Source organism: Parasphingorhabdus sp., from assembly GCF_048267785.1.
Lineage (GTDB): Bacteria > Pseudomonadota > Alphaproteobacteria > Sphingomonadales > Sphingomonadaceae > Parasphingorhabdus.
This window is the reverse complement of record NZ_JBLWWU010000001.1, coordinates 173,281-198,005: the sequence shown is the minus strand read 5'-3', so window position 1 is coordinate 198,005 and position 24,725 is coordinate 173,281. Positions and strand designations below refer to the sequence as shown.

The 24,725-nt window shown below is 54.7% G+C and carries 26 protein-coding genes; 11 read left to right on the top strand and 15 right to left on the bottom strand.

Going from position 1 to position 24,725, the window contains the following annotated elements:
• Positions 1–4 precede the first annotated feature (4 nt).
• Complete coding sequence (locus tag ACN0VD_RS00930; protein ID WP_417590639.1) at positions 5–598, bottom strand: malonic semialdehyde reductase; 594 nt, start codon at positions 596–598, stop codon at positions 5–7.
• A 28-nt stretch (positions 599–626) separates the two neighbouring features.
• Entirely contained in the window at positions 627–1,199 is a 573-nt protein-coding gene (locus ACN0VD_RS00925) for a NifU family protein (RefSeq protein ID WP_417590637.1), read from the bottom strand.
• A 123-nt stretch (positions 1,200–1,322) separates the two neighbouring features.
• On the opposite strand from ACN0VD_RS00925, the gene ACN0VD_RS00920 reads away from it, so the two are divergent.
• Positions 1,323–4,253: a M16 family metallopeptidase gene (locus ACN0VD_RS00920; RefSeq protein WP_417590635.1), complete on the top strand. Its 2,931-nt coding sequence runs from the start codon at positions 1,323–1,325 to the stop codon at positions 4,251–4,253.
• On the opposite strand, the gene ACN0VD_RS00915 is transcribed toward ACN0VD_RS00920, so the two are convergent.
• The 5 genes from ACN0VD_RS00915 to ACN0VD_RS00895 all read right to left on the bottom strand — a co-directional run bounded on the left by ACN0VD_RS00915 (position 4,250) and on the right by ACN0VD_RS00895 (position 9,201).
• Positions 4,250–4,882: a peroxiredoxin family protein gene (locus ACN0VD_RS00915; protein ID WP_417590633.1), complete on the bottom strand. Its 633-nt coding sequence runs from the start codon at positions 4,880–4,882 to the stop codon at positions 4,250–4,252. The two genes, ACN0VD_RS00920 and ACN0VD_RS00915, sit on opposite strands and share 4 nt — an antisense overlap.
• Positions 4,883–5,059: 177 nt before the next feature.
• Positions 5,060–6,361 (bottom strand): ATP-dependent protease ATPase subunit HslU, encoded by a 1,302-nt coding sequence (hslU, locus tag ACN0VD_RS00910; protein ID WP_417590631.1) that lies wholly within the window; start codon positions 6,359–6,361, stop codon positions 5,060–5,062.
• 43 nt (positions 6,362–6,404) lie between these two features.
• On the bottom strand, positions 6,405–6,971 hold the full coding sequence (hslV, locus tag ACN0VD_RS00905; RefSeq protein WP_417590629.1) for an ATP-dependent protease subunit HslV: 567 nt from the start codon (positions 6,969–6,971) through the stop codon (positions 6,405–6,407).
• Positions 6,972–7,135: 164 nt separating this feature from the next.
• Complete coding sequence (locus ACN0VD_RS00900; protein WP_417590627.1) at positions 7,136–7,375, bottom strand: hypothetical protein; 240 nt, start codon at positions 7,373–7,375, stop codon at positions 7,136–7,138.
• Between the two features lie 539 nt (positions 7,376–7,914).
• A complete protein-coding gene (locus tag ACN0VD_RS00895; RefSeq protein WP_417591073.1) occupies positions 7,915–9,201 on the bottom strand; it encodes an MFS transporter in 1,287 nt (428 codons plus the stop codon).
• A gap of 163 nt (positions 9,202–9,364) precedes the next feature.
• Here ACN0VD_RS00895 and pgsA point away from each other — a divergent pair, with 163 nt between their 5' ends.
• From pgsA to ACN0VD_RS00880, 3 genes are read left to right on the top strand one after another with little or no spacing between them, the layout of a single operon-like run.
• Positions 9,365–9,937 carry a CDP-diacylglycerol--glycerol-3-phosphate 3-phosphatidyltransferase gene (pgsA, locus tag ACN0VD_RS00890; protein WP_417590625.1) on the top strand — a complete coding sequence of 191 codons (573 nt, stop codon included), beginning with the start codon at positions 9,365–9,367 and terminating at the stop codon, positions 9,935–9,937.
• Positions 9,937–10,200 (top strand): molybdopterin converting factor subunit 1, encoded by a 264-nt coding sequence (moaD, locus tag ACN0VD_RS00885; RefSeq protein ID WP_417590623.1) that lies wholly within the window; start codon positions 9,937–9,939, stop codon positions 10,198–10,200. Before pgsA ends, moaD begins: the two co-directional genes overlap by 1 nt.
• A 13-nt stretch (positions 10,201–10,213) precedes the next feature.
• Positions 10,214–10,657 carry a molybdenum cofactor biosynthesis protein MoaE gene (locus ACN0VD_RS00880; RefSeq protein ID WP_417590621.1) on the top strand — a complete coding sequence of 148 codons (444 nt, stop codon included), beginning with the start codon at positions 10,214–10,216 and terminating at the stop codon, positions 10,655–10,657.
• 9 nt (positions 10,658–10,666) lie between these two features.
• On the opposite strand, the gene ACN0VD_RS00875 is transcribed toward ACN0VD_RS00880, so the two are convergent.
• Positions 10,667–11,590, bottom strand: a complete 924-nt coding sequence (locus ACN0VD_RS00875) for a hydrogen peroxide-inducible genes activator (protein ID WP_417590619.1) — start codon at positions 11,588–11,590, stop codon at positions 10,667–10,669.
• A 155-nt stretch (positions 11,591–11,745) separates the two neighbouring features.
• On the opposite strand from ACN0VD_RS00875, the gene epsC reads away from it, so the two are divergent.
• Positions 11,746–12,450, top strand: coding sequence for a serine O-acetyltransferase EpsC (gene epsC, locus ACN0VD_RS00870; protein WP_417590617.1), 705 nt, complete (start codon positions 11,746–11,748; stop codon positions 12,448–12,450).
• A complete protein-coding gene (locus ACN0VD_RS00865; RefSeq protein ID WP_417591071.1) occupies positions 12,450–12,803 on the top strand; it encodes a DUF2794 domain-containing protein in 354 nt (117 codons plus the stop codon). Before epsC ends, ACN0VD_RS00865 begins: the two co-directional genes overlap by 1 nt.
• Before the next feature lie 39 nt (positions 12,804–12,842).
• On the opposite strand, the gene phoB is transcribed toward ACN0VD_RS00865, so the two are convergent.
• From phoB to ACN0VD_RS00830, 7 genes are all read right to left on the bottom strand, one after another.
• Complete coding sequence (gene phoB / locus ACN0VD_RS00860) at positions 12,843–13,544, bottom strand: phosphate regulon transcriptional regulator PhoB (RefSeq protein WP_417590615.1); 702 nt, start codon at positions 13,542–13,544, stop codon at positions 12,843–12,845.
• A complete protein-coding gene (phoU, locus tag ACN0VD_RS00855) occupies positions 13,544–14,275 on the bottom strand; it encodes a phosphate signaling complex protein PhoU (RefSeq protein ID WP_417590613.1) in 732 nt (243 codons plus the stop codon). The genes phoB and phoU overlap by 1 nt, the downstream gene beginning before the upstream one ends.
• 24 nt (positions 14,276–14,299) lie before the next feature.
• Complete coding sequence (gene pstB / locus ACN0VD_RS00850) at positions 14,300–15,097, bottom strand: phosphate ABC transporter ATP-binding protein PstB (RefSeq protein WP_417590611.1); 798 nt, start codon at positions 15,095–15,097, stop codon at positions 14,300–14,302.
• A 53-nt stretch (positions 15,098–15,150) separates the two neighbouring features.
• Entirely contained in the window at positions 15,151–16,413 is a 1,263-nt protein-coding gene (pstA, locus tag ACN0VD_RS00845; RefSeq protein ID WP_417590609.1) for a phosphate ABC transporter permease PstA, read from the bottom strand.
• On the bottom strand, positions 16,406–17,791 hold the full coding sequence (gene pstC, locus ACN0VD_RS00840) for a phosphate ABC transporter permease subunit PstC (RefSeq protein WP_417590607.1): 1,386 nt from the start codon (positions 17,789–17,791) through the stop codon (positions 16,406–16,408). Before pstC ends, pstA begins: the two co-directional genes overlap by 8 nt.
• Before the next feature lie 59 nt (positions 17,792–17,850).
• Positions 17,851–18,894, bottom strand: coding sequence for a substrate-binding domain-containing protein (locus ACN0VD_RS00835; RefSeq protein ID WP_417590605.1), 1,044 nt, complete (start codon positions 18,892–18,894; stop codon positions 17,851–17,853).
• Between the two features lie 180 nt (positions 18,895–19,074).
• Positions 19,075–20,346 carry a sensor histidine kinase gene (locus ACN0VD_RS00830; protein WP_417590603.1) on the bottom strand — a complete coding sequence of 424 codons (1,272 nt, stop codon included), beginning with the start codon at positions 20,344–20,346 and terminating at the stop codon, positions 19,075–19,077.
• 316 nt (positions 20,347–20,662) lie between these two features.
• Between ACN0VD_RS00830 and ACN0VD_RS00825 the strand changes: the two genes are divergently transcribed.
• From ACN0VD_RS00825 to glmU, 5 genes are all read left to right on the top strand, one after another.
• Positions 20,663–21,001: a hypothetical protein gene (locus tag ACN0VD_RS00825; protein ID WP_417591069.1), complete on the top strand. Its 339-nt coding sequence runs from the start codon at positions 20,663–20,665 to the stop codon at positions 20,999–21,001.
• A 72-nt stretch (positions 21,002–21,073) separates the two neighbouring features.
• Complete coding sequence (locus ACN0VD_RS00820) at positions 21,074–21,358, top strand: HPr-rel-A system PqqD family peptide chaperone (protein ID WP_417590601.1); 285 nt, start codon at positions 21,074–21,076, stop codon at positions 21,356–21,358.
• 8 nt (positions 21,359–21,366) lie between these two features.
• Positions 21,367–22,227: an HprK-related kinase A gene (locus tag ACN0VD_RS00815; protein WP_417590599.1), complete on the top strand. Its 861-nt coding sequence runs from the start codon at positions 21,367–21,369 to the stop codon at positions 22,225–22,227.
• Positions 22,227–23,258, top strand: a complete 1,032-nt coding sequence (locus ACN0VD_RS00810) for a nucleotidyltransferase family protein (RefSeq protein ID WP_417591067.1) — start codon at positions 22,227–22,229, stop codon at positions 23,256–23,258. The genes ACN0VD_RS00815 and ACN0VD_RS00810 overlap by 1 nt, the downstream gene beginning before the upstream one ends.
• Before the next feature lie 116 nt (positions 23,259–23,374).
• Positions 23,375–24,724, top strand: a complete 1,350-nt coding sequence (glmU, locus tag ACN0VD_RS00805; RefSeq protein WP_417590597.1) for a bifunctional UDP-N-acetylglucosamine diphosphorylase/glucosamine-1-phosphate N-acetyltransferase GlmU — start codon at positions 23,375–23,377, stop codon at positions 24,722–24,724.
• The last annotated feature ends 1 nt before the right edge of the window (position 24,725 follow it).

The following is a 24,725-nucleotide window of genomic DNA, read 5'->3' as shown; positions in this document are numbered from 1 at the left end:
TGCGTCAGATCACGCTGTTGAATTTTTCGAATTCTGGTCGCGGGCTGCGCTCAAATATGGTTGCTGGATCGCCATAGCCGAGTGTCGAGATGAAATTGGATTTAACATTTGGCTGATCGCCAAAAAACTCCTTGTCGACGCCATCATTATCAAAACCGGACATCGGGCCAGTGTCGAGGCCGACCGCGCGGGCTGCTAGAATGAAATAACCGCCCTGTAGCGAACTGTTCCGCATAGCATGTACTTTTCGCGCTTCGGGATCACCGGCAAACCAGCTTTTTGCGTCAGCATGGGGAAAAAGCTCCGGGAGATGTTCGTGAAAATCCAGGTCCATGCCGATGATGACGGCGACGGGAGCCTTGCGGATTTTCTCCTGATTGCCTTCTGCTGACAGATCGGCAAGGCGGTTACGCGCCTCTTGGCTGTGGCACCAGACAAGACGGGCAGGCAGCATGTTCGCGCTGGTGGGCCCCATTTTCATCAAATTCCAGATGGCATGCAATTGGTCTACCGACACCGGCTTGTCGGAATAGCCGTTATAGGTACGAGCTTCGAGAAACAGCTGGTCCAGCGCCGCTTTGTCCAATGGAGCGTTCATTGATCTGCCTTTGTGTTAATATGGAAACTTATGCCGCGCGGACTTCGGTAACCTCAGGAACATAATGTTTCAACAAAGACTCGATGCCATGTTTCAGCGTCGCCGATGACGACGGACATCCCGCGCAGGCACCCTGCATTTTCAGGAAGACGGTGCCTTTGTTGAAGCCGCGATAAATGATGTCACCGCCGTCGCTGGCAACGGCCGGGCGAACCCGGGTCTCGATCAATTCCTTGATTTGTGCTACGATATCCGCATCCTCGGGATCGTCATGTACAACTTCTTCGGGCGGTACCGTGATATCTCCGGCGCTGCCAGGCTTGAACAAGGGCAATCCGGCGGAAAAATGGTCGAGCAATATGCTGAGCACCTGGGGCTTCTGATCACTCCAATCGGCGCCGGGGCCGCAAGTGACCGAGATAAAATCAGAACCGAAAAAAACGCCAGTCACGTCGCCGAGCGTGAATAACGCCTCGGCAAGCGGCGATATTTCGGCATCTTCCGGCGACGCGAAGTCGCGCGTTCCGTCCGTCATGACCGGCTGATCGACCAGAAATTTAAGGGTCGAGGGGTTTGGCGTTTTTTCGGTTTCTATAAGCATGTTTCTTATCTGGCGATTATTGACGGCGCTATCAAGAGCTAACCGCTTTGCGGGCACCCTATTTGACCCGAATGTTTGGAATATTCACTGGCCAGTAATATTGGCCCTGCTTATACCAAGGCCATGAACCCAATATCTTCCGGTCTGATCCGATGTTTTTCTTTTTCCTGTCTCGCCATATGCCTGCTTGTGCTGCCCGGCGTGGCAACGGCTCAGAGCGCGACCGCGCAGGCCGAAAGCGCGGAAACGCAACCGTGGCTATATAAAAACAGCGATGTTCCGGTCGACAAGAGCTGGGTCTTTGGCGAACTGGACAATGGCTTACGCTATGCGGTCAAACATAACGGAGTCCCGCCAGGACAGGTGTCGATCCGGTTGCGGATGGATGTTGGCTCTTTGATGGAGACCGATCAGGAGCTTGGATTCGCCCATTTCATGGAGCATCTGACCTTTCGCGGATCAACCCACGTGCCCGATGGCGAAGCGAAGCGGGTGTGGCAGCGACTGGGCGCGACATTTGGAAGTGATAGCAATGCCGAAACGACGCCGACGCAAACCGTTTACAAGCTGGACCTGCCGAATGCCAGCAGGAGCAGCCTCGATGAAAGCCTGAAAATATTATCGGGGATGATGAGTTCTCCTGGTTTGAGCGTGACCTCGATCAATGCGGAGCGTCCGGTCGTGCTGGCCGAGTTGCGCGAACGCGCCGGGCCACAGTCCAAAGTGCAGAATGCGACCCGGGAATTATTCTTTGCGGAACAACGTCTGGCCAACCGCGCTCCGATCGGGACACCAGAAACTCTAGGCGCTGCAACGCCTCAAATGCTGCAGCTTTTTCATCAACGCTGGTATCGTCCAGAGCATGCAGTGATTGTTATCGCCGGAGATGGTGATCCGGCACTATTCGAAGAATTGATAAGAGAGCATTTCTCAAAATGGCGGGGAAAAGGTGCCGCGGGGGAGATTCCCGATTTTGGCAAGCCGGGGGATACGGACGATATCAGCCGGGTGGTTGTCGAGCCTACTTTGCCCCGGTTTATTTCGATGGTCATTGCCCGGCCATGGGAGCAGGTTGCGGATACGATCGTATACAACCAGCAAATTCTCATCGACTTGCTCGCAATGCAGATGATCAACCGCCGTCTGGAAGCGCGCGCACGCGCTGGCGGGAGCTTTCTGCAGGCCAGCGTAGGGCAGGATGATGTTAGCCGCTCGCTCGACGGGACATTTATCAGCATCGTTCCACTCGGTGATGACTGGAAAGCTGCTCTCGACGATGTCCGGGCGGTGATCGCCGATGCGACCACGATTGCCCCTTCGGAATCCGATATTGCTCGTGAAATTGCAGAATTTGATGCAGCGCTGGCTATCGGCGTCGAAAGCTACCAGACCGAATCGGCACGCAAACAGGCTGATGATATCGTCAACGCTGTCGACATCCGTGAGACTGTCGCCACACCGCAGGTCGCACTGGATGTTTTCCGTGCAATGCGGGATTTGTACACGCCCGAAAGGCTGCTTGATTCCACACGCAACCTGTTCACCGGTGTTTCCACGCGCGCTTTGATGACATCGCCCAGTCCTATTGAAGATGGGAAGATCAAACTCGCCCGGGCGTTGCGAAATGACGTGGATGCGGCGAGCGACGTCCGGGTCACGCAATCCGACATCGGGTTTGAAGCGCTACAGAAAATCGGGAAAAAGGGCGCCATCAAATCGTCACGGGAAATTGAGCGTTTCGGTGTAGAGGCTCTGGAACTCGAGAATGGTGTGCGAGTATTGATGTTCCCGAATAATTCCGAACGCAACAAGATCATGGTCAACGCGCGGTTCGGGAAAGGCTATAGCGGCCTGTCTCCCCATCAAGAATCACTGGCATGGTCGGGCGCATTGGCTTTGATGGCCAGCGGTGTCGGCGATCTGGGCCAGGAGGAACTCGATAAAATTACAACCGGCCGGAGGATAGGACTTGGCTTCGGGATCGATAATGATGCGTTTGAGATCAGGGCTGATACGAGACCGTCCGACCTTGAGGACCAATTACATTTGATCGCTGCAAAATTGGCCTATCCGCGATGGGATCCAGCGCCGGTTATCCGCAGCAAAGCTGCATCGCTGATCGGCTACGACAGTTTCTCGGCGTCACCGCAGGCCGTTATGGAACGGGATCTTGAATGGCTGTTGCACGGAAAAGATCCGCGCTGGAAGACCCCGGACAAGGAAGATTTCGAACAACTTGATGCCCAGAATTTCAGACGATTCTGGGAACCGATCCTTGCAAGCGGTCAGATTGAGCTGATGCTGTTTGGCGATTTTGACCGGGATCAGGCTGTCGAGTCCATCCTCAAGACCTTCGGTGCAATGAAAAAGCGAAAACCAGTTGCGGTTCAGCCCGATGCATTGTCACCGCAATTGCCGGCTCCGCAGGCCGGTCCGGAAATTCTGGTTCATAAAGGTGATCAGGATCGGGCCGCTGCGATGGTGGCCTGGCCCACCGGTGGCGGACTTGAAAATATCCGTGAAAGCCGAAAACTGGAAGTGCTGGTTTCCATTTTTAACGATCGGCTGTTTGAAATTCTCCGCTCTCAGCAGGGCGCAAGCTATAGTCCGCAAGTCGTCAACAGTTGGCCGCCGGAGTTTCAGTCAGGAGGCTATATCGGTGCGCAGAGTCAGTTGACCCCCGATAATATCGATCGCTTTTACAATGTTGTTGATTTGATTGCCAAAGATCTACGGCAAACGCCGGTCAGTGCGGATGAACTGCAGCGCGTGGTGGAACCCTTGCGCCAGCTTATTGCCCGGGCGAGTAGCGGCAACAGCTTCTGGATGAGCCAGATGGAGGGCGCGAGTTTCAATCCGGAGAAATTTGTCGCCCTGCAGACTCTGCTCAGTGACTATACCGTCATAACCCCTGAAGAAGTGCAGGGATTGGCCGTCAAATATCTTGATGATAGCAAAAAATGGAAGCTCGCAGTCCTGCCGGAATCGAACGAGGTCGCGACCAACGACAACGAACCAGAGGCGCGGTCAGAAGAGCGCGCGGCTAGCAACTAGATTGAGTCGACCAGCGCCAATATCTGTTCGTTGGTAGGGCGCTTCTTGAAATCACCGGATACGGATTTCGTGATAATCTTGCCCTTCTGGTCAATCACGAAAACCGAGGCATAAGGGACGCCAACGGCGCGACCTTCGGTATATTGCGGGTCACGCAAGCCAAAGGCATCGATGACCGCCGACGGTTGATCGGACAGCATCTGATATTGCAACATCTGGTTTCCCGAGAAGCGGTCCTGACTGTCGGGGCTGTCATACGAAAGCCCGTAAAGATTATAGCCGCGCTCCTTCAGGTCATCGACAATCGCGTTGATCGATTTCAATTGCGTCTGGCAATAGGGGCACCATTCGACCGACCTGGTAAAGACAATGAGGGCAGGCCCGTTTTCGAGAATTTCCCCGAGGGTAGACTCGCCATCTCTGGTCTGCAGCCGGGCCGCAAGCGGTGCCTGTTCTCCCACCGCCAGACCGGCCTCGATACTTTCCGCCTCGGTGATTGGAGCTACGACCTTTTCCCGGTTCTTTTCAACCTGCCCGGAGGTTTCCGCGTCCTTGTCGGAAGCGGGTTCGGAACAGGCCGACAGGGAGACTGCCGCGATCGATGAAAACAGCAGGGCGGTTCGCTTCATGATAGTCTCCATCTTGATGGTCTTTGTAACCATTCGCGTCTCACAGCGATATTGTTACAGCTGCCAAACTATGTCCATGCGGGGTAAATGTCACCTGAAAATCCCGGTGGCCGCAATGCGGGGTCGATCGACAAGGGCGATCCATCGATATGACGCTCTCTCGGGATCGGCACATCGTCACAGGATATATTTGGACAGATCGGTATCTTTGGCCACATCCGAAAGCTGTTTGTCTACATAGGCTGCGTCGACGATAATTTCTTCACCGACACGGTCTTCCGCATTGAAGCTGATGTCTTCGAGTAGTTTTTCCATCACGGTCTGGAGGCGGCGAGCGCCGATATTCTCAACCGTCTCGTTCACATCTGCCGCGATTTTGGCCAGCGTGCTTATGGCATCTTCAGTGATGTTGATCGTGACATCTTCCGTGCCGAGAAGAGCGATATATTGTTCGGTTAAATTGGCTCTGGTTTCGGTCAATATCCGGACGAAATCCTCTTCGGTCAAGGCCCGCAATTCAACCCGGATCGGCAAGCGGCCCTGTAGTTCGGGCAGCATGTCGCTGGGTTTGGATACGGAAAAGGCACCCGAAGCGATGAACAGGATATGGTCCGTTTTCATCGGGCCATATTTGGTTGCCACCGTCGTTCCCTCGATCAGCGGCAGAAGATCGCGCTGAACGCCTTCCCGACTGACCGATCCGCCGCGCACATCGCTCACCGCGATCTTGTCGATCTCGTCGAGGAATACAATGCCATTGGACTCCGCATCGGTGATCGCGGCGCGCGAAATGTCATCGTCGTCCAGACGCTTGTCGGATTCTTCCTCGATCAGCTTATCCCAGGCATCGGCTACGCGCATTTTTCTGCGCTTCAGACGACTTTGATTGAAGGCCTTGCCCATCATGTCGGACAAGTTGATCATGCCAACCTGTCCTCCCATGCCGGGAATATCCATCGGCATATTCGGGGTGTCTTCGACTTCAATCTCGATTTCGGTATCGTTCATGTGATTGTCGACCACCCGTTGGCGAAAGCTTTCCCGGGTCGCTTCGCTGGCGCTCTCACCACATAGAACATCAAGCAGCCGTTTCATGGCCGCTTCTGCGGCCGCATCGTGAACTGCAAGACGTCGACGCTCGCGTTCCAGCCGCACCGCCTCTTCGGCGAGATCGCGGGCAATTTGTTCGACATCACGGCCGACATAGCCGACTTCCGTAAATTTGGTGGCCTCGACCTTGATAAATGGCGCGTCGGCGAGTTTTGCCAGACGCCTCGAAATTTCGGTTTTGCCGCAACCGGTGGGCCCGATCATCAGGATGTTTTTCGGAGTCACTTCGTCGCGCAGTTCCGCAGGCAGTCTCTGCCGGCGCCAGCGGTTACGCAAAGCGACGGCGACAGCGCGTTTTGCTTCCTTCTGTCCGATAATATGTTCATCCAACGCCTTGACAATGGCTTTGGGGGTCAGGTTCGCCTGCATGCTATACTCTCTTCATTCTTGGTTGTTGGCGGTCCGACAGAAATCAGCTGTCGCTCTTGAGCGTTTCAATCGTGACCTGATCATTGGTGTAGACACAGATTTCTGCAGCGATTTCCATGGCCTTTTTGGCCAGTTTCTCTGCGTCTTTCTCATAATCCATCAATGCACGAGCCGCCGAGAGCGCAAAATTACCTCCGGAGCCAATTGCCGCAATGCCTTCTACCGGCTCAAGCACGTCGCCGTTGCCGGTAAGGATCAGTGTCACATCCTTGTCAGCCACGATCATCAAGGCTTCCAGGTTGCGCAGATATTTGTCGGTCCGCCAGTCCTTTGCCAGCTCGACAGCAGCGCGCATCAATTGGCCATTGTGGCGTTCAAGCTTAGCCTCTAGCCGTTCGAACAAGGTAAAAGCATCTGCGGTCGCGCCGGCAAAGCCGCCGATGACCGATCCGTCGTGTAATTGCCGAACCTTGCGGGCGTTCGGCTTCATCACGGTATTACCCATCGATACCTGACCGTCGCCGATGACGACGACCTTGCCATTTCTGCGCACCGATAAGATTGTTGTGCCATGCCATTGTTGCAGGCCATGTTGCTGATTTTCTGTCATGAAAAGAGATATGGGTAATTGATCCCCGATGTGCAACCAAAGGCTTGATATCCAGTCATTGCGATATCGATTTTGTTGCCAGATATCTGCCTCTCGGTTTGCAGAGGGCAAAAAAAAATGGCGACCGAATGGCCGCCATTTCTAAATTCCGTGTCTGAATGAATTCAGGGGCTGGTTGGGGTATCGTCGCTGCCGTCGGCTGCGATGATGATGCCGCCGATCACTGCTGCTGCTGCGAGCAGAGCAATGATGATTCCTGAGCTGCCTTCCATGTTGTTCTCATTTTCAACAGTTGCACTTGTGCGTGCAACGGAAGAAACAGGCTGTACAGCCTGTGCAAGAACGGGCGCGCTTACAAGCGACGCGGCTGCTGCTGCAGCCATTCCAATTTTACCGAAACGCATAATTTGCTCCTTCAGGGTTTCGCATTTCACTTAATACGAAGGGCGCATTGGCATAAGAGGCCGTTGAAATCAACAATGTTATCGCTCGAATTGGTGATTTGGGGAATTAGTTGCAAAGATCACACAGGTTGCAATTTCCCAATCGCTGGTTTGAATAAGCTAGGCAGAAACACAGATGGTTAACGCCGTCGATGAGTGGTTCTGCAAATCCCCGCATTTTTGGGACTGTTCCAATACAAGACGTTAACCATAAGCGCAGAATTCCTGCTGGAAAATATGGATAACAAATTGTTAACTGCCCGACATGGACAGAGAGAAGTTATTGATTTTGGCTTCGCGCAACGATGGCATAGGGCATCCCTTTCGCCAAAGTCTGCCGATTGAAAAGACCCATATCACGAGAAAAGCGGAGATTCCGGGAGAACCCGCGACGTCCAAAAGACGGCTTGGAGAAGATACCAGCCTGTTCCTGCTAAGCTTCCTTGCCTTTTTTACAGCTTTTTATACGTTCATATTCTGATCCGCCGTCGGGCAGCGCCTCAATCGCACGCCCGATGAAGTTGCTGACCAAGCCAGGCAGCCACCAGACACATGGCTGCGACCAGCAAAAGCTGTTCCGTCGTTGAAACGCCCAGCATGCTGAGCCCCATTGCCGCGAGTGCGCCCAATACCATGCAGCCAGAGTTGACCACATTGTTGGCGGCGATGGTTCGGGCGGTCTGGCTGATATCGACGGTGGTGGTCAGAAAGGCATATAGGGGAACGACGAACATGCCCCCAAATATCGAAACGCCGGCGAGGGTCGCGAGCAGAGACCATGCGCCGTCGTGGATGATGAATGTCTGAAATGTGTAAAGCTGTCCGTTCGGCAAACCGTCCCAACTGCGTGTTATGAAATAGAGAATCAGGACAAATACGCCCATTATTATGACGCTCACCGGCGCAAAACGCGCCGAAACCTGGCTTTTAAGCAATCGATTCACCAGGACCGATCCGATTGCGATTCCGATGGAGAATACGCCCAAAAAGAGGCTTGCGACTTGCGGCGTCGCTGTCAGTACATTTTCCACCAGCGGTGGGAACTGGATGATCAGAACCGATCCGATCGTCCAGAAAAAGCTGATTGCGATAATCGCCAGAAATAATTTGCGAACATGCAAAGTCGCAGAGATAAGCTGTATCGACGAACGGACAAAGTTAAAGTCGATTTTCTCCACCTCCTTTTGCGCAGGAGCCGACGGCATGAACTGGGCGGCGATGCGGCCAATCACCGCCACCAGGAAAACCGTGACGACAGCTATCTCGACGCCATTTCCGTTGCGGTCAATGATAATGCCTCCCAAAATGGTGCCGGCCAGAATAGCAATATAGGTTCCGGCTTCGACAAGCCCGGTTCCGCCCAGAACTTCGTCTTTTTGCAAATGTTGCGGTAGCACCGCATATTTGATCGGGCCAAAAAAAGTGGATTGCAGACCGAGAAGGAACAAAGCGGCCAGCATCACCGGAATGGAATGCAACCAAAGTCCGATCCCGCCGATCACGGCAATGCATATCTCCAATGATTTTACCAGCCGTGTGATCCGCGCCTTGTCATAATTGTCGGCCAATTGACCGGCGAGAGATGAAAAGAGGAAAAACGGCAGAATGAACAGACCGGAGGCGAGGGCATTGAAGGCAAAATCCTCCGATTCACTTTCGTAGATGCCGTAAGTCACCAATATGACCATCGAGAATTTGAAGAGATTGTCGTTAAACGCCCCCAGCAACTGCGTCAGGAAGAGTGGTAAGAACCGTCTTGTCCGCAGCAAATGCGCAGTATTTTGCATCAAATGGAAATCTCTTCTTGAGCGAAAAAGTGAACGTCATCTTGTCCTTAGCCCACTGAGCCGCCGCGTCAAAGTGAATGACGGGTCAATGCACCATCTATTTCCCTGCCAAAGGGTTGAAACGATTTTCATTTGGAGAAAATCTGTTTATGCGATGAGTGCGATGCTGAATTTACCCAATATATTGACGCTCTCACGCATATTTGCGGTGCCGATACTGGTTTTTCTGCTCTGGCCAAATTTTGCAGTGCAGCGATCGCAGCCCCTGCCAATCGACTATCTGCTGGCCTTCGGGCTATATTGTCTTATGGCGATCACCGACTATTTCGATGGCTATCTGGCCCGGTCACAAGGAACAGTATCCAAGCTCGGGATCTTCCTCGATCCCATCGCCGACAAAATCATGGTCGCGGCAGTTGTGCTGATGCTGATATTTACCCGCGATATTAACGGCTGGCATACAATAGCGGCCATCGTGATATTGCTGCGCGAAATCATGGTATCTGGCCTGCGCGAGTTTCTTGCCGGGTTGCAGGTCAGCGTCCCTGTTTCCCAACTGGCCAAATGGAAAACCGGGTTTCAGATGATTTCCCTGGGTGCCCTGATACTGGCGGGTGGAATGCCGCATTTTCCGATCGTACAGACCGTTGGTCTATGGACTCTCTGGGCCGCCGCTATTCTGACCCTGATCACCGGATGGGATTATCTCCGCGTCGGTTTGAAGCACATGGACTGATGAGCCGTTCGATTAACCTTGTTTATTTCGCGTGGGTGCGGGAACGGCTTGGTCTCGACCAAGAGATGATTTCGCTGCGCGACGAGGTCGAGACAATTGGCGATGTCGTGGCGACCCTCAAGGCGCGCGGCGCTGCCTATGCAGAAGTGCTGTCCGATAGCGAAAAATTGCGTTTCGCGCTTGATCAGGACTACGCCACCGTGGAATCAACGATCGGTTCGGCGAAGGAACTGGCAATTTTCCCGCCGGTCACCGGGGGATGATAAAGGTTGGACGATGATAAAGATTGAAGTCGGGCCTGCCGATTTTGATGTCGGTAGCGAGACGCAATATGTTGCAAGACACGGTGGTGGGGCGATCGCCAGTTTTATCGGACAGGTCCGGGACGACAGCAATCTGGAAACGCTGGAACTGGAACATTATCCTGCCATGACGCAGAAGGCACTGCAGGAAATTGCCGAGACCGCGCGATCCGATTGGTCGCTCCATGCTGTGACGATCATCCATCGCATCGGCAAGCTATCCGTGGGTGAGAATATCGTGCTCGTCGTTACCGGATCCGATCATCGGGAAGCCGCAATAGAATCCTGTTCTTTCATCATGGACCGGTTGAAAACCGTAGCGCCGTTCTGGAAGAAAGAAACGCGCGCCGGTGGCGCCACAAAATGGATCGAAGAGCGTGAATCGGACCTCGCGGCAGCGGAGAAATGGAAAAAATAGTTATCTCGTCTAGGATTGGGCTTTGGACGCCCAGCTCTGCGCGCCCTTCATGATTTCTGCCAGCAACTGAAACTCGCTGCGCCGCGGACTGTTGGTCCGCCACACCAGGGCGATGTCGCGTGTTGCATTGTCGGACTTCAAGGGTCTAGCCACGATATCCGTGTGATTCAAAATGCCGGCGTCGATCGCCATTTTGGGCAGAAGAGTCAGACCGAGCCCGTTGTCCACCATCTGGACAAGCGTATGAAGCGAGGTTCCCATCATCCGGGCAGAAGCTCTCAGTTCCGGGCGATTACAGGCCGCCAGCGCATGGTCCTTCAGACAATGTCCATCCTCCAGCAGCAGCAGCCGTGTCTCGTCAATAGCAGCAGGGTCAACCTGCTTAGGGGGATCGCGCGGGTCATCTTTGGGAAAAGCCACGAATATTTCGTCGGCAAAGAGTACTTCACTTTCGACATCGCCGCACGGGAAGGGCAGCGCCAAAAGGACACAATCGGCATGTCCATGGTGCAGGGAATCGCAGGCAGCCTGACTGGTTTCTTCCTTCAGATATAATTTGAGCTCCGGTCGCTCCTTGCGCAATTGCGGTAACAGGCGGGGCAGCAGGAAAGGTGCGATTGTCGGAATGACGCTCATCCGGATGTCGCCAGCCAGCGGTTTGCCAGCGGAACGGGCCATTTCGGAAAGCTCTTCTGCCTCGCGCAGGATACGATAGGCCTTCTCCACCATCTGGTTACCCAGCTCCGTGAAACGGACAACCCGGCGCGTGCGCTCCACCAATACGATATCGAGCAGTGCCTCCAGTTCCTTTATCCCGGCAGACAAGGTCGACTGGGTGACAAAGCAGGATTCAGCCGCTTTGCCGAAATGACCATGTTCCTTTAGCGCCACCAGATATTGCAATTGCTTGAGCGTGGGGAGATATGCCGACATTATCGAGACTTTCGATCAGTTTTCAATCTTTGATCTAGTATAGTAATTATTGGCAATATTGAAAGTCCCCACAAACATCAGTTTCAAGAAAAGACTGGAAATCCCGCCATGGCGTGCCTATTTTGCAATCTTCGTAATATCCGGAGAATATATCTATGTTTCGGGAACTGGGCGCATATCTGGATTCCATAAAAGTGCGCGATCCGGCCCCGCGTTCGCGCTGGGAAGTTCTGCTATATCCGGGCGTTCTGGCTATCGGCCTGCATCGTCTGGCGCATTGGCTGTTCAAGGGTGAACTCTATTTCTTTGCCCGGTTAATCAACCATATCTCCCGATTTTTTACCGCCATCGACATTCATCCCGGCGCCAAAATCGGTCGCCATCTGTTTATCGATCACGGCTTCACCGTCATCGGCGAAACCGCAGAAATCGGGGATAATGTGACGATCTACCAATGTGTTACTCTCGGCGGAACAAATCCCACCAACGGTGTTGGCGGGAAGCGGCACCCGACCATTGAAGACGATGTCATTTTGGGTTCGGGAGCGCAGGTCCTGGGCCCGATCACGGTCGGCAAACGGGCGCGGGTAGGGGCCAATGCGGTAGTGACCCAGGACGTACCGGAAGGTGCCACCATGGTTGGCGTCCGCGCTCGACCGACATTGGTTGAGGCAAAGGACTATCAGAAAGACTTTGTTCCCTACGGAACGCCCTGCAGCGAGATTTTCGACCAATCGACGCAAAAACTGGAAATTCTGCAATGCGAAATGGAGCAGTTGCAAAAACGCATCGCCGCGTTCGCCGACGAACGGAAAACGGATGGCAAAAAGACCGCGACAAAGGGGCGTGATCGCGCTTGATGCGTTCTACCGGATCCAATATTTCAGCTTTTCCGCAGCGCGACGCTGCGGCTCAGGTCGGTTTTGAGCGCCGGGAACTGGAACGGATTCTCAATCTATATGGTCGGATGGTAGCCGCTGGTCACTGGAAAGATTATGCCATGGACATGCGCCGTGATGTCGCGATATTCGCTGCCTTCCGCCGCGCATCGGAAAGACCGCAGATACGGATCGAGAAACGGCCGGCGGACCGTAACCGTCAGGGAATCTGGTCTTTGCACGGAGAGCAGGGGCAGGTCTTGAAACGTGGTCACGACCTGACCGGCGTGTTGGCGCCGGTCGAGCGCAAACTGATGAAGCTGGTTGCCGAATAGAAAACCGGGGCCGATGCAATGCATCAGATTGGCAAAAACCTAAGCCGCTATAGCATCAGTATCGAGGGCATAGCCCGCTGATCGAACAGTGCGAATGATATCGGCGCCGCCATTGGCGTTGAGCGCTTTGCGCAGCCTTCTGATATGGACATCGACTGTGCGCAATTCGATATCACTGTCCTGACCCCAAACGCTGTCGAGCAACCGCTCGCGAGAGAAGACCCAGTTCGGATGCTCCAGAAAATGGCGGAGCAGGCGGAATTCGGTCGGACCAAGTGAGATAGTATCACCGTCGCGTTTAACCCGGTGTCCCACGGTATCCATCTCCAGATCGCCAAAGGTCAATTTTTCGCCAGCCAGAGCAGGGCGAACACGGCGCAATACAGCCTTGACCCGCGCGATCAGCTCCCGCGGACTGAACGGCTTGGTAATATAGTCGTCCGCTCCGGTTTCCAGTCCGCGGATCTTGTCTTCCTCTTCACCACGGGCGGTGAGCATGATAATCGGAATATTGGCCGTATCCGAAGATCGTCGCAGGCGTCTGCAGACTTCGATCCCGGACAGGCTTTCCAGCATCCAGTCGAGCAGGATTACATCGGGACGATGTTCCTGCACCAGCAAAAGCGCTTCCTCGCCATCGCTTGTGTGGATGACATCATATTCTTCCTTTTTGAAATTCCAGGACAGGAGCTCCGCCAGGGCGGCGTCATCCTCTACGAGCAATAATTTGGCATTAACCATCAGTCGGCCTCATCATCTAGGACTTCATCAAGTGCGGTTTCCGGTTCTTCTCCGCGGGTACGTTCCGGCATTGGTTCCCCGGTCGCCGCAAAATAGACCATCTCGGCAACATTGGTGGCGTGATCGCCAATGCGTTCGAGATTTTTTGCGATGAACAGGAGATGGGCTGCTTCGCCAATGTCCTTGGGGTTTTCGATCATGTGGGTGATTACCGCGCGAAAGATGCTGGTGTAGAAATCATCGACGATCTGGTCTCGCCGGTTGACCTCCATCGCCAGATCCGCATCGCGCCGGGCAAAAGCATCAAGCGCGTCACGGACCAGTTCACTGGCAATTTTCGACATCGATGGAAGCAACGAAATTGGCGTCAGCCGCCGGGTTTGGGTGACAATCGGAACGCGCTTCGCGATATTTTTTGCATAGTCTCCGATACGCTCGACGACGCCGGATATTTTGAATGTTGCAATCAATTCACGCAGGTCATCGGCCATAGGCGCACGCAACGCGATCGTCTGGAAGGTCAGTTCATCGATCCGCTTCTCCAGCTCGTCGATCAATTTGTCTTCCCGGACAACTTCGGCAGCCAGTTCCAGATCGCTGTTTTCCAGTGCCTGCATCGCCTTGGTGATTGCCTGTTCGCTGCGTCCGCCAATCTCGGCAACCATGCCCCGCAGCTGGTTTATATCGGAATCAAACGCTTTGACGGTATGTTCTGTGCCACTGTTAGCCATGTCTTGTTCCTAATTTTCTGCCGGTCAACCGTAACGGCCGGTGATATAATCCCGCGTTTTTTCTTCGCGAGGATTTGTGAATATCTCTGTCGTTTCTCCATATTCTACCAGAGTTCCCAAATGGAAAAAGGCAGTTTTTTGGGAAACCCGTGCCGCTTGCTGCATATTGTGGGTGACGATCACGATAGCATATTTGCCGCGCAGCTCGTGGATCAGTTCTTCGATTTTCGCGGTGGCGATCGGATCAAGAGCCGAACAGGGTTCGTCCATAAGGATTACTTCGGGATCGACAGCAATTGCACGCGCAATGCACAGTCGCTGTTGCTGGCCACCGGACAAAGCCGTGCCGCTGTCCTGCAGCCGGTCCTTCACTTCGCCCCACAGGCCGGCGCGCTGCAACGAGGATTCGACAATATGGTCGAGTTCGTCATTGCTTGTGGCCAAGCCATGAATGCGCGGGCCATAAGCAATATTGTCATAGATGGATTTGGGGAAGGGGTTAGGTTTCTGAAACACCATACCGACCCGCGCGCGCAACTGGACCACATCCATGTGCGGGGCATAAATGTCGTCGCCTTCCAGCTTGATCTCACCGGTAACCCGAGCAATCGGGATGGTGTCGTTCATTCGGTTCATACAACGCAAAAAGGTTGATTTTCCGCAGCCGGACGGGCCGATAAAGGCAGTGACATTATCCATGCTCACATCAATCGATACATTCTTGATTGCCTGTTTCTCGCCATAGAAGACATCGACATTACGCGCTGTCATCTTGGGGGCGCTCGTTGCGCCGGGCATGTCTGTCGTCGCCGAATCGGTCATATCTACGCTTTCACTAGGTTCTTGCATTTTCAGATCGTCATTCATCGGGACACCTACCAACGGGTTTCAAAGCGATTGCGCAGGTAAATGGCCAGCGCGTTCATCATCAGGAGGAACAGCAACAGCACAATGATTGCCGCCGATGTTTTCTCGACAAACCCACGGTCGACTTCGTCGGACCATAGGAAGATCTGGACCGGCAATACGGTGGCCGGATCGGTTATGCCACTTGGGGGGGTGGCGATAAAGGCCCGCATGCCGATCATCAGCAAAGGAGCGGTTTCACCCAAAGCCCTGGCCATTCCGATGATCGTGCCGGTCAATATACCGGGAAGCGCGAGCGGCAGAACATGATGAAACACGACTTGCAAAGGGCTCGCACCGATGCCCAGGGCTGCCTCGCGGATCGACGGGGGCACGGCTTTGACCGCATTTCGCCCGGAAATGACAATCACCGGCATGGTCATCAAGGCGAGGGTCAGGCCGCCCACCAGCGCGCCGGATCGGGGCATGCCGAAAAAGTTCAGGAATACCGCAAGGCCAAGCAGACCGAAGATGATCGAGGGAACCGCCGCAAGATTGTTGATGGAAACCTCGATGAGATCGGTCAAACGGTTGGTCGGCGCATATTCCTCAAGATAGAGGGCGGTCAGAACGCCAATCGGGAAGGCCAGCAACAGGGTCACGATCATCGTGATGAGCGACCCTTTAAAGGCACCCCATATGCCCACCTGCATGGGATCGGTTGCATCCGAATTGCTCAGGAAGTTCCAGTTAAATCCGGTCGAAAACTGGTCCGAATATTTGGCGACTTTCGCTTCGGCCTCGGCGTTACCGGAATCCTTGTAAGCGACGTCGATATCCGAAGTGACAGGGAGATCAAAGGTCACTTTCTGCTCGACGATTTTCGGGTCGGCCAGAATCATGGCACTGACCGTGGTCCAGCCACCGGGCGAAAACAGTTCGATGCCATCCGCACCATATTGGATTTCGATGCTGCTATTGACGATGTCGCGCAAACCCAAGGCCTGCAAATTCGCATTCCCGTTCGGGCCTTCAAACTCGCTTGGTGACACGCCGCCCGTCGCCGCCGGAAAATCAATCACCAGGGGCAGTTCGGTCTGGGTGAAACCGCGGAAACCGTTGCCGACCATTACCACCAGCAAAAAGGCAAGAAACCCGGCAGACAGAAAAATCGCCCCGAAACCCATCGCCTTGAAACGGCGCTCGGCCGCATAACGCCGCGCGATACGTTTCTGCATAGCGGGGCCCTGCCAGTCGGTCGGTTGGCGTTTCGCTTCGGTGAGACTATTCATAAGCTTCCCGATATTTTTTGACCACCCGCAAGGCGATCAGATTGAGCAACAAGGTCACGACGAACAGAACCAGTCCGAGAGCAAAGGCAGCGAGTGTCTTGGGGCTGTCAAATTCCTGATCGCCGGTTAACAACTGGACGATCTGCGTGGTGACGGTGGTGACGCTGGAAAAGGGGTTGGCCGTCATATTGGCGGCAAGGCCGGCCGCCATAACCACGATCATCGTCTCGCCAATGGCGCGGCTTACTGCCAGCAGAACGCCACCAACCACGCCAGGGAGAGCGGCAGGGATCAGGACCTTCTTGATGGTTTCACTTTGCGTGGCTCCCATTGCCAGTGATCCGTCGCGCATCGCGCTGGGGACGGCAGCGATACTGTCATCGGCCATGGAGGATACGAACGGAATGATCATGATCCCCATCACCACGCCGGCCGCCAGAGCCGATTCCGACGAGGCACCGGAAATGCCAATAGAAACGGCAAAATCACGCAGGGCAGGGGCGACGGTCAGGGCGGCAAAATATCCATAGACAACCGTCGGCACCCCAGCCAGCACTTCGAGAATAGGCTTCATCCACGAGCGAAATTTTGCTGGCGCATATTGGGTGAGATAGATGGCGCTCAACAGCCCCAGCGGAATGGCAACGATCATTGCGATGATCGCGCCGATGAATACCGTACCCCAAAACAGCGGAATGGCGCCAAATCCGGTTTCACCGCGCGGTCCGGCGACCGCCTTGGGATTCCATTCGGTACCGAACAGGAAATCAATCGGGGAAACCATCGAGAAAAAGCGCGCCGATTCAAACACCAGGGACAGGAAAATCCCCACCGTCGTGACGATGGCGATCAGGGATGCGAGCAGCAGAACGAGCATCGTCACCCGCTCGATTTTGGTACGCGCCCTGAGATCCGGTTTGATCCGCAGCCACGCATAGACACCGCAGGCAAAGACCAGCAGTAACGCGGCAACCGTCCCGATCATCTGATAATAGGAGATCGCGTCGCGATAGGGTTCAACCATCGACTGTGACAGGGGATTAAACGCGTTGACCTGATAACCGTATGCAATAGCGCGGGCTTCGGATAAAATGGCGGCACGCGAAAAACTGTCTTGCGGCAATTGCGCTGCGGCTGAACTGGTCAGCGCGGCATCGGTGATCATGGCGGGGCTGACAAAGTTCCAGACGGTCAAGAAAATGGCCGCTGGGACAATCGCCCACAAGGCAACATACCAGCCATGATATGTAGGCAGCGAATGCAGGGCCGACCGCGATGTCTTGCCGCTCGTTTGCAGGCTGGCCGCTTTCAGGCGACCAAAAAACCACGCGACGAGGCCGAGGCCCAGGATGAGAAAAAGAAGCGTCGTGCTAGTCACAATATCTGGTTCCGCCCCTGCATCAAAATCATCTGAAAACTACGCTCTTGGAAGCGCGCTTATTTAAGTTCGTCCATCTTCAGCGGCGTCATGTCGCGGACCACTTCGACCATTTTTGTCCGGACCGCGTCAGGCGAAGCAATCAGTCCGGTTTTTACCAGATAGCCGTCGCGGGTTCCGGCATTGAGAAACTCGGTTATATATTCGGTTAGTCCCGGGATAACCCCGACATGCTGTTTTTTTACATAGATATAGAGAGGCCTGGCACCCGGATATTCGCCCGAGGCAATGGCTTCATAGGTTGGGTTTACGCCAGAGACCGGAATGCCGCGCACACTGTCGAGATTCTCTTCGAGAAAACTGAAACCGAAAATGCCCACGCTGTTGGGATTGGCCTTCAGCTTCTGGACGATCAGATTGTCATTCTCGCCAGCATCAATATAGGCACCGTCTGCTCTTATCTCGTGACAAATTGCGGCAAATTCTGCTTGGTCGCTCTCCTTGAGCGCCTTGGTCGCCGGGTCCGTCAGGCAGCCAACTTCCATGATCAATTCCGTGAGAGCATCACGGGTACCCGATGTTGACGGCGGGCCATATACGCTAATCGCAAATTCCGGCAGAGAAGGATCAATGTCGGACCAAGTTTTTGCGGTATTTTCTTTTCCGAAAGGGCGTTCTGCGATCGCTTTGTAAATCTGTACCGGCGTCAGCGAAAACGGGCTGCCCTCATTCGCCTGCGCCACTGCAATCCCGTCGATGCCAATTTGCACTTCGATGACGTCGGTGACACCGTTGCTCTGACACAGTTCCAGTTCGGAAGCCTTCATGCGGCGCGACGCGTTCTCGATATCGGGCGTGCCTGCGCCAACACCGGAGCAGAAAAGATTCATCCCGGCACCCGTTCCGGTGGACTCGAGTATCGGGGACGGATTCGCGCCACTGATGGCAAATCGTTCGGCTACAGCTTTGGCAAAGGGGAAAACGGTAGAGGAACCGACGATCCGAATCTCCGTCCGGGTTCCGCCCTGACCGCCGGATGCCTGATCCTGGCAGCCGGATATCGCAAGAGCAGCAATGGTCAGCAAAGCAATTTTTCGTAACATAAAATTCCCCAGATATCGGCGTTATTCCGCTCGCCAGCGAGGCGTAAATAATGAATCACCGACTTGATAGGCGGGCTTTTAGGGAGCCGCAAAGACCTAATGATTACAGTTTTATTACAAATTTGTGACAGCGATCCGGAGCGGAGTTATCGTGCCAGATCATCATCCACGGAAATAGCCTCATACGGGTTCCTTCTGTTCTGCACCTGCGACCGGTATTTCGTCTACGATCGGCAGCAAAACAGAAACCGTTGTTCCTTTGCCGAGTTCGCTGGAGATTTCCATCCGTCCGCCGTGCCGTTCGGAAATATGCTTGACGATCGCAAGCCCCAGTCCGGTTCCGCCGATCGACTTGCTTCGGCCCTTGTCGACGCGATAAAAGCGTTCGGAAAGCCGCGGAAGATGCTCAGGAGATATGCCGTCACCTTCATCACTGACGGAAAGATAAAGCATGGTTCCGGACTTGTTCGGTGCCACATTTATCCTGACCGGCGTCCCCTTTTTCCCATATTTGAAAGCATTGCTCAGCAGATTGCTCACAACCTGCGACAATTGTGCCCGATCGCCATGGATGAGCGGCATATCGGTTGGCAGATTGACCGGAATGTCCTGCTCTTTTTTGCCCCGGCTGTTGATGTAGAAATCGCGTGCTTCAGCGATCAGGCCGCGAAGATCGACCGGATCGGACGGAAGCCGAAATTTATCTGCTTCGATCCGCGAAAGCGACATGAGGTCTTCGATCAGGCGTTGCATGCGGTCGGCTTCGTCATACATTATTTTCAGGAAACGCACACGGGTCGCATCATCCTTGCCGGCCAAGGGGTCTTCCAGTGTTTCGATAAAACCCTTGATCGCCGCCAGAGGTGTCCGCAGTTCATGGCTGGCGTTGGCGACAAAGTCCGTGCGCATCCTTTCGGCTGCATAGCTGCTGCTTTGATCCGAAAGCTGGACAAGTTTAAGACCGTCTTCCAGCGTATGAATCCGTAACTCCCATCGTTGATCCATATTGCCCACGCCGACCAGAAGAATCGGTTCCCCTGTGTGCTTGGCCTCCGGGTTGGCAAGCCGGTCGGCGGCGGCGGGATGACGAATGGCGATACGGACATCCTCACCGACAATATGATCACCGAGAACTTTGGCCGCTGCGGGATTGGCCGCTGCAACTCTGGCGTTGCGCACCAGCAAAAGTGGATCAGTAATCGGATCAATTATATCCTGATAGGCTTCCCACCGGCCTTGATGGAGAATATGTTTGCGCTGGCGCTCCTGTGCGGCAGGATCTGGAGATAGCGGCACAGATGGGCTTTGCAGAACCGTGAAGAGTGCGATCGCACCGCTGCAGATGATAATGATGATCTGAGGCTCCGATTGCGAAATCTGGCTTGCCAATATCGCGCCGCCGATGATGAACGACAGCGCAATCAGCAAGCGGATCGGTGAAATAGTGGTCATCGCTTGGGTTCCGGCATGATCATATCATCCATCTAAACGGTGGAGAGGGACAACGGCAATGACAATGTTTCTTATCGTGGGCCTGGCCCAGAGCAGCCTATTGGTAATATTAACGAATGGCATGTCTGTGTCCCGAATATGGACGCGGTTTGCTACCGCAGACTGTTTACTCGCTTTTTACACGATTTCTGCTAATGCGCGCATATCTTGAGCAAGAGCAAATATGGACAGAAATTCGATGAATGATGACCTTCCATCTGGACCGTCGGTCGATAGAGACCAGAAGAGTGGAATCGTAACCCGCCGCCGCGCCTTGATGATGGGTGCGGTAACGGCTTCGGCGGTGGTCAGCATCAAACCTGCATTGGCGCAAACCGCCGGTTCGGTGCTCAATTGTGAAATTCCCGTCCCCGGCAATCACGCGCCCGGCGGCTATATTGCGCCAGACGGAAAGGTCGTTACAGCGGACACGCCTGGCGCATTTCCTGCGGCAGGCCGGAATTTCACCGGCGAAGAAGTGCGCCGCGCGATGAATGGACGGACTCTTCCGGGCACGTCCCGGGACCAATCTCAGGCCTATGTAAATTATATCCGCCGGCTGCAATCCGGGCAGAGCGGATTTACATGCTATGCCTCGCTGCAAATGCCGCGCTGATAATACCAACCAATTTTAACATTTGCCTGCTATCAGACCGCTATGTCGTTCCAGAATCGCAGGTAATCCATCATGAGCCAGAAATATCGGGCCGCGGCGAAAGATGACCTGATCTGGCATGATCTGGACAGCATGACGCTGCTATATCATCGACCATCCGGGATCACCCACATGCTGGTCGATCCCGCCCCTGCGATATTGGAAGTGATGGGAGGTGCCTCTCTGTCGGCAATCGAAATTGCGGAACGGCTGTCTGCGGGGTTCGACCTCGAATCAAATATTGATACAGAAAATATTGTTCTTGCCCGACTCGAAGAGCTTTCGGGACTGGGACTGGTCTCCCGGGTGCCGGCTTGATGGGAACAATGCACGAGATCTTGCTCAAAATCGGGCCTGCTGCTTTCCGGATTGTCTCGGCGTGGCGCCGACCGCTCGATCAATTGACAGATTTGTACCAGGCCTATCCGGCACCGACTGGTGAGACCGTGGATTTTACCGTCCGGCTCGAACCGGAAAAACCCTGGCGTCGCTTCGTCCGGCCATCGGTCCATATTGGCGGTGATTTCTGGTTGCCTGATGCCGCACCTTTGCCGCTCGAACAGGGCTTGCTCGGTGCTGAAATGGGCATGAACCTGCAGATGGCGCTGGGCTGGCGGCGGCATTTGCTGCTTCATGCCAGCAGCGTCGAGAAAGACGGCAAGGCATTGGTCATGACTGGCCTGTCGGGCTCGGGCAAATCGACCTTGTCGGCGATGCTGGCGGAAAGAGGCTGGCGCTTCATGGGCGATGAATTCGCGTTGCTCAGTCTCGATTCCGGCGAAATCATTCCGTTCCCTCGGCTGATCAGTCTGAAGAACAAGGCCATTGCTGCGATGCAGGATATTGCCTGTGAAGAGCGGTTCGGGCCCGAGATGAAGGCCACGCCCAAGGGAGATATCCGGCATCTTGTGCCGCCGCGGAATGCGATTGCGCGAATGGATCAACCCGCCAGACCTGCACTATTACTTTTTCCCCGCTTTGGTCATGCGCCTGAACTGCGGGATATGGGACAGGCAGAAATTTTTGTCCGGCTGACCCAGGCGTCCACCAATTATGTTGCGCTGGGAGAAGACGGGTTCCGGTCGCTTACGCGGTTTGTTGACGAGGTGCCGGTCAAGGCAATGGATTATCAATCGATTGATCAGGCCGAAGAATTGATCGATGGCCTGTGGAGCGAATTGCGATGATGCGTGATGCGCGCACCCTGGTCCGTGCTTTGCGGGATCCGTCCAGCGTGGAGGTGTTGAACAGCGGGCAGTGGACCGAATTGATCAGTGTGGCGCGTGCGGAATCGCTGATCGGTTCGCTTGCCCACCGGGTCAAGGATGTCACCGTACCAGAACGCGTCCGTGCGGTGTTACAGGATGCCGTGGAAGCGCATGATCTGGCGCGCCAACAGGCTTTATGGGAAGCAGATTGTGCCCGCCGCGCGCTTGCCGGCTACCCAGGAAAAATTCTTCTGATGAAGGGCACAGCCTATGTTGCCGCAAATCTCGATGCGGGGGTCGGTCGCAGTATAGGCGATCTCGATATCATGGTGGCCCGGAAAGACTTGCCGGTTGTCGAAGCCGCCTTGCTTGATGCCGGATGGGAATGGGTGAAGCCCGACCCTTATGATGATCAATATTATCGTGAACATATGCACGAATTGCCGCCATTGATTCATCGGGAACGCGACCGGATGATTGACGTGCATCATACGATATTGCCACTGACTGCCCGCCCGACGCCTGATGTGCAGGCGATACTGGATGCAGCTGTTGCGCTTGAAGACGGGCTTTACGTCATGGCACCAGCGGATATGCTGATCCATTCGATCGCCCATTTGTTTGCAGACGGCGATCTGTCTGGCGGGTTGCGGAACCTGTGGGATATCAATTTGCTGATCCGATATTGTACCGGGACGGATCCGGAATTCTGGATCAAACTCGGAATGCGTGCAGAAATCCATGGGCTGGTCAGTGAACTGGAGCGGGCGCTGCGTTTGGCGGAACGTCTATACGCAACGCCGGTCTGCAAAGACCGCGCCGGAAAGAGGAAATTTTCGGATTGTTTTTATGTTCGCCGTTTGCTCGCTCGCGACGGATATGGTCGTGAAACCCGCAAAATCACGCGCTTCGCTTTCTATGTCCGCTCCCACTGGCTGCGTATGCCGCCGGTGATGCTGGCACGGCATTTGTGGACCAAATGGCGCAAAGGTGGAAAATCATCGGATTGAACCCGCCATTAGGTAAATAAACAGGCTGGCCTAAGCCCGCTTTGCGTGGCATTAGCCGCTGCAAATGGCCGCATTCAGGCCCCGATTGACCAACTTGTTCCGGAGTGTACCGACCGATGACCGACCGCCCGTTAGCCGCAATCATATTGGCCGCCGGACAAGGCACGCGCATGAATTCGGAAAAGCACAAGGTGCTGCATCCTATAGCGGGCAAACCGATGCTTCATCATTTGCTCGACACCGTCGATTCCATCGGAGTTGAACGCATAGTTGTGATTGTCGGGGCGCGCCGGGAGCAGATTGAGGCGAGCGTCGAGGGACGCAATGTTACGATCGCGGTGCAGGAAGAGCAGCTTGGCACAGGCCATGCCGTCGCCCAGGCTCATGATGCACTCAAGGGTTTCGCGGGGGATGTGCTGATATTATATGGCGATGTTCCGATGGTCAGCGCCGATACGATGCGCGACATGATATTCCGTCTGAACAACGGCTCCGACCCGCGTGCGGTTGTGCTTGGATTCCGTCCGGATGATGCAGGTGCCTATGGCCGGATCATCGCCGATGAGCAGGGCGAGATCGAGAAAATGGTCGAGTATAAGGACGCCAACGATGCCGAACGCGCGGTCAATCTGTGCAACAGCGGCCTGATGGCGGCGCGTTCTACCGATCTGTTCATATTGCTCGACAAGATCAGCAACGACAATGCAGCTGGCGAATATTATCTGCCGGATATTGTGATGCTGCCGGGGCAGACGAGCGCGGTGATCGAGGTCGATGACCCCGCCGAAGTTGCTGGCGTCAATAGCCGTGCCGAACTCGCGGCAGTCGAAGGCGAATGGCAGGCGCGTCGCCGGTCCCAGGCGATGGTAGACGGTGTCAGCCTGATCGCGCCTGAAACCGTGTGGTTCTCGTATGATACAAAGATTTCTTCAGATGTCGTTGTAGAACCAAATGTGATTTTTGGTCCTGGCGTGTCGGTGGCGTCCGGCGCAAAAATATACGGCCATAGCCATATTGAAGGGGCGACCATTGGCCCGAACACCAATGTCGGTCCTTTCGCCCGCCTGCGGCCCGGTTCGGTGATGGAGGAAGGCTCCAAGGTCGGAAATTTCGTCGAGATGAAAAAGACCGTTCTTGGCAAGGGCGCCAAGGCCAATCACCTCACCTATCTCGGCGATGCCGAAGTGGGCGAGGGGGCAAATATCGGCGCAGGCACGATAACCTGCAATTATGATGGCCATTTCAAATATCGGACGGTGATCGGTAAAGGTGCATTTATCGGATCGAACAGCGCGCTGGTGGCGCCGGTTACCATTGGTGATGGAGCGATTGTCGGGGCAGGGGCGACGCTGACGAAAGAGGTGGCTGCCGGAGACCTGGCTCTGGTGCGTGCCGAGCAGACCGTGAAGGCTGGCTGGGCGACGCGATTCAATGAAGTGAGTGCGAAGAAAAAGGCAGGTAAATGAC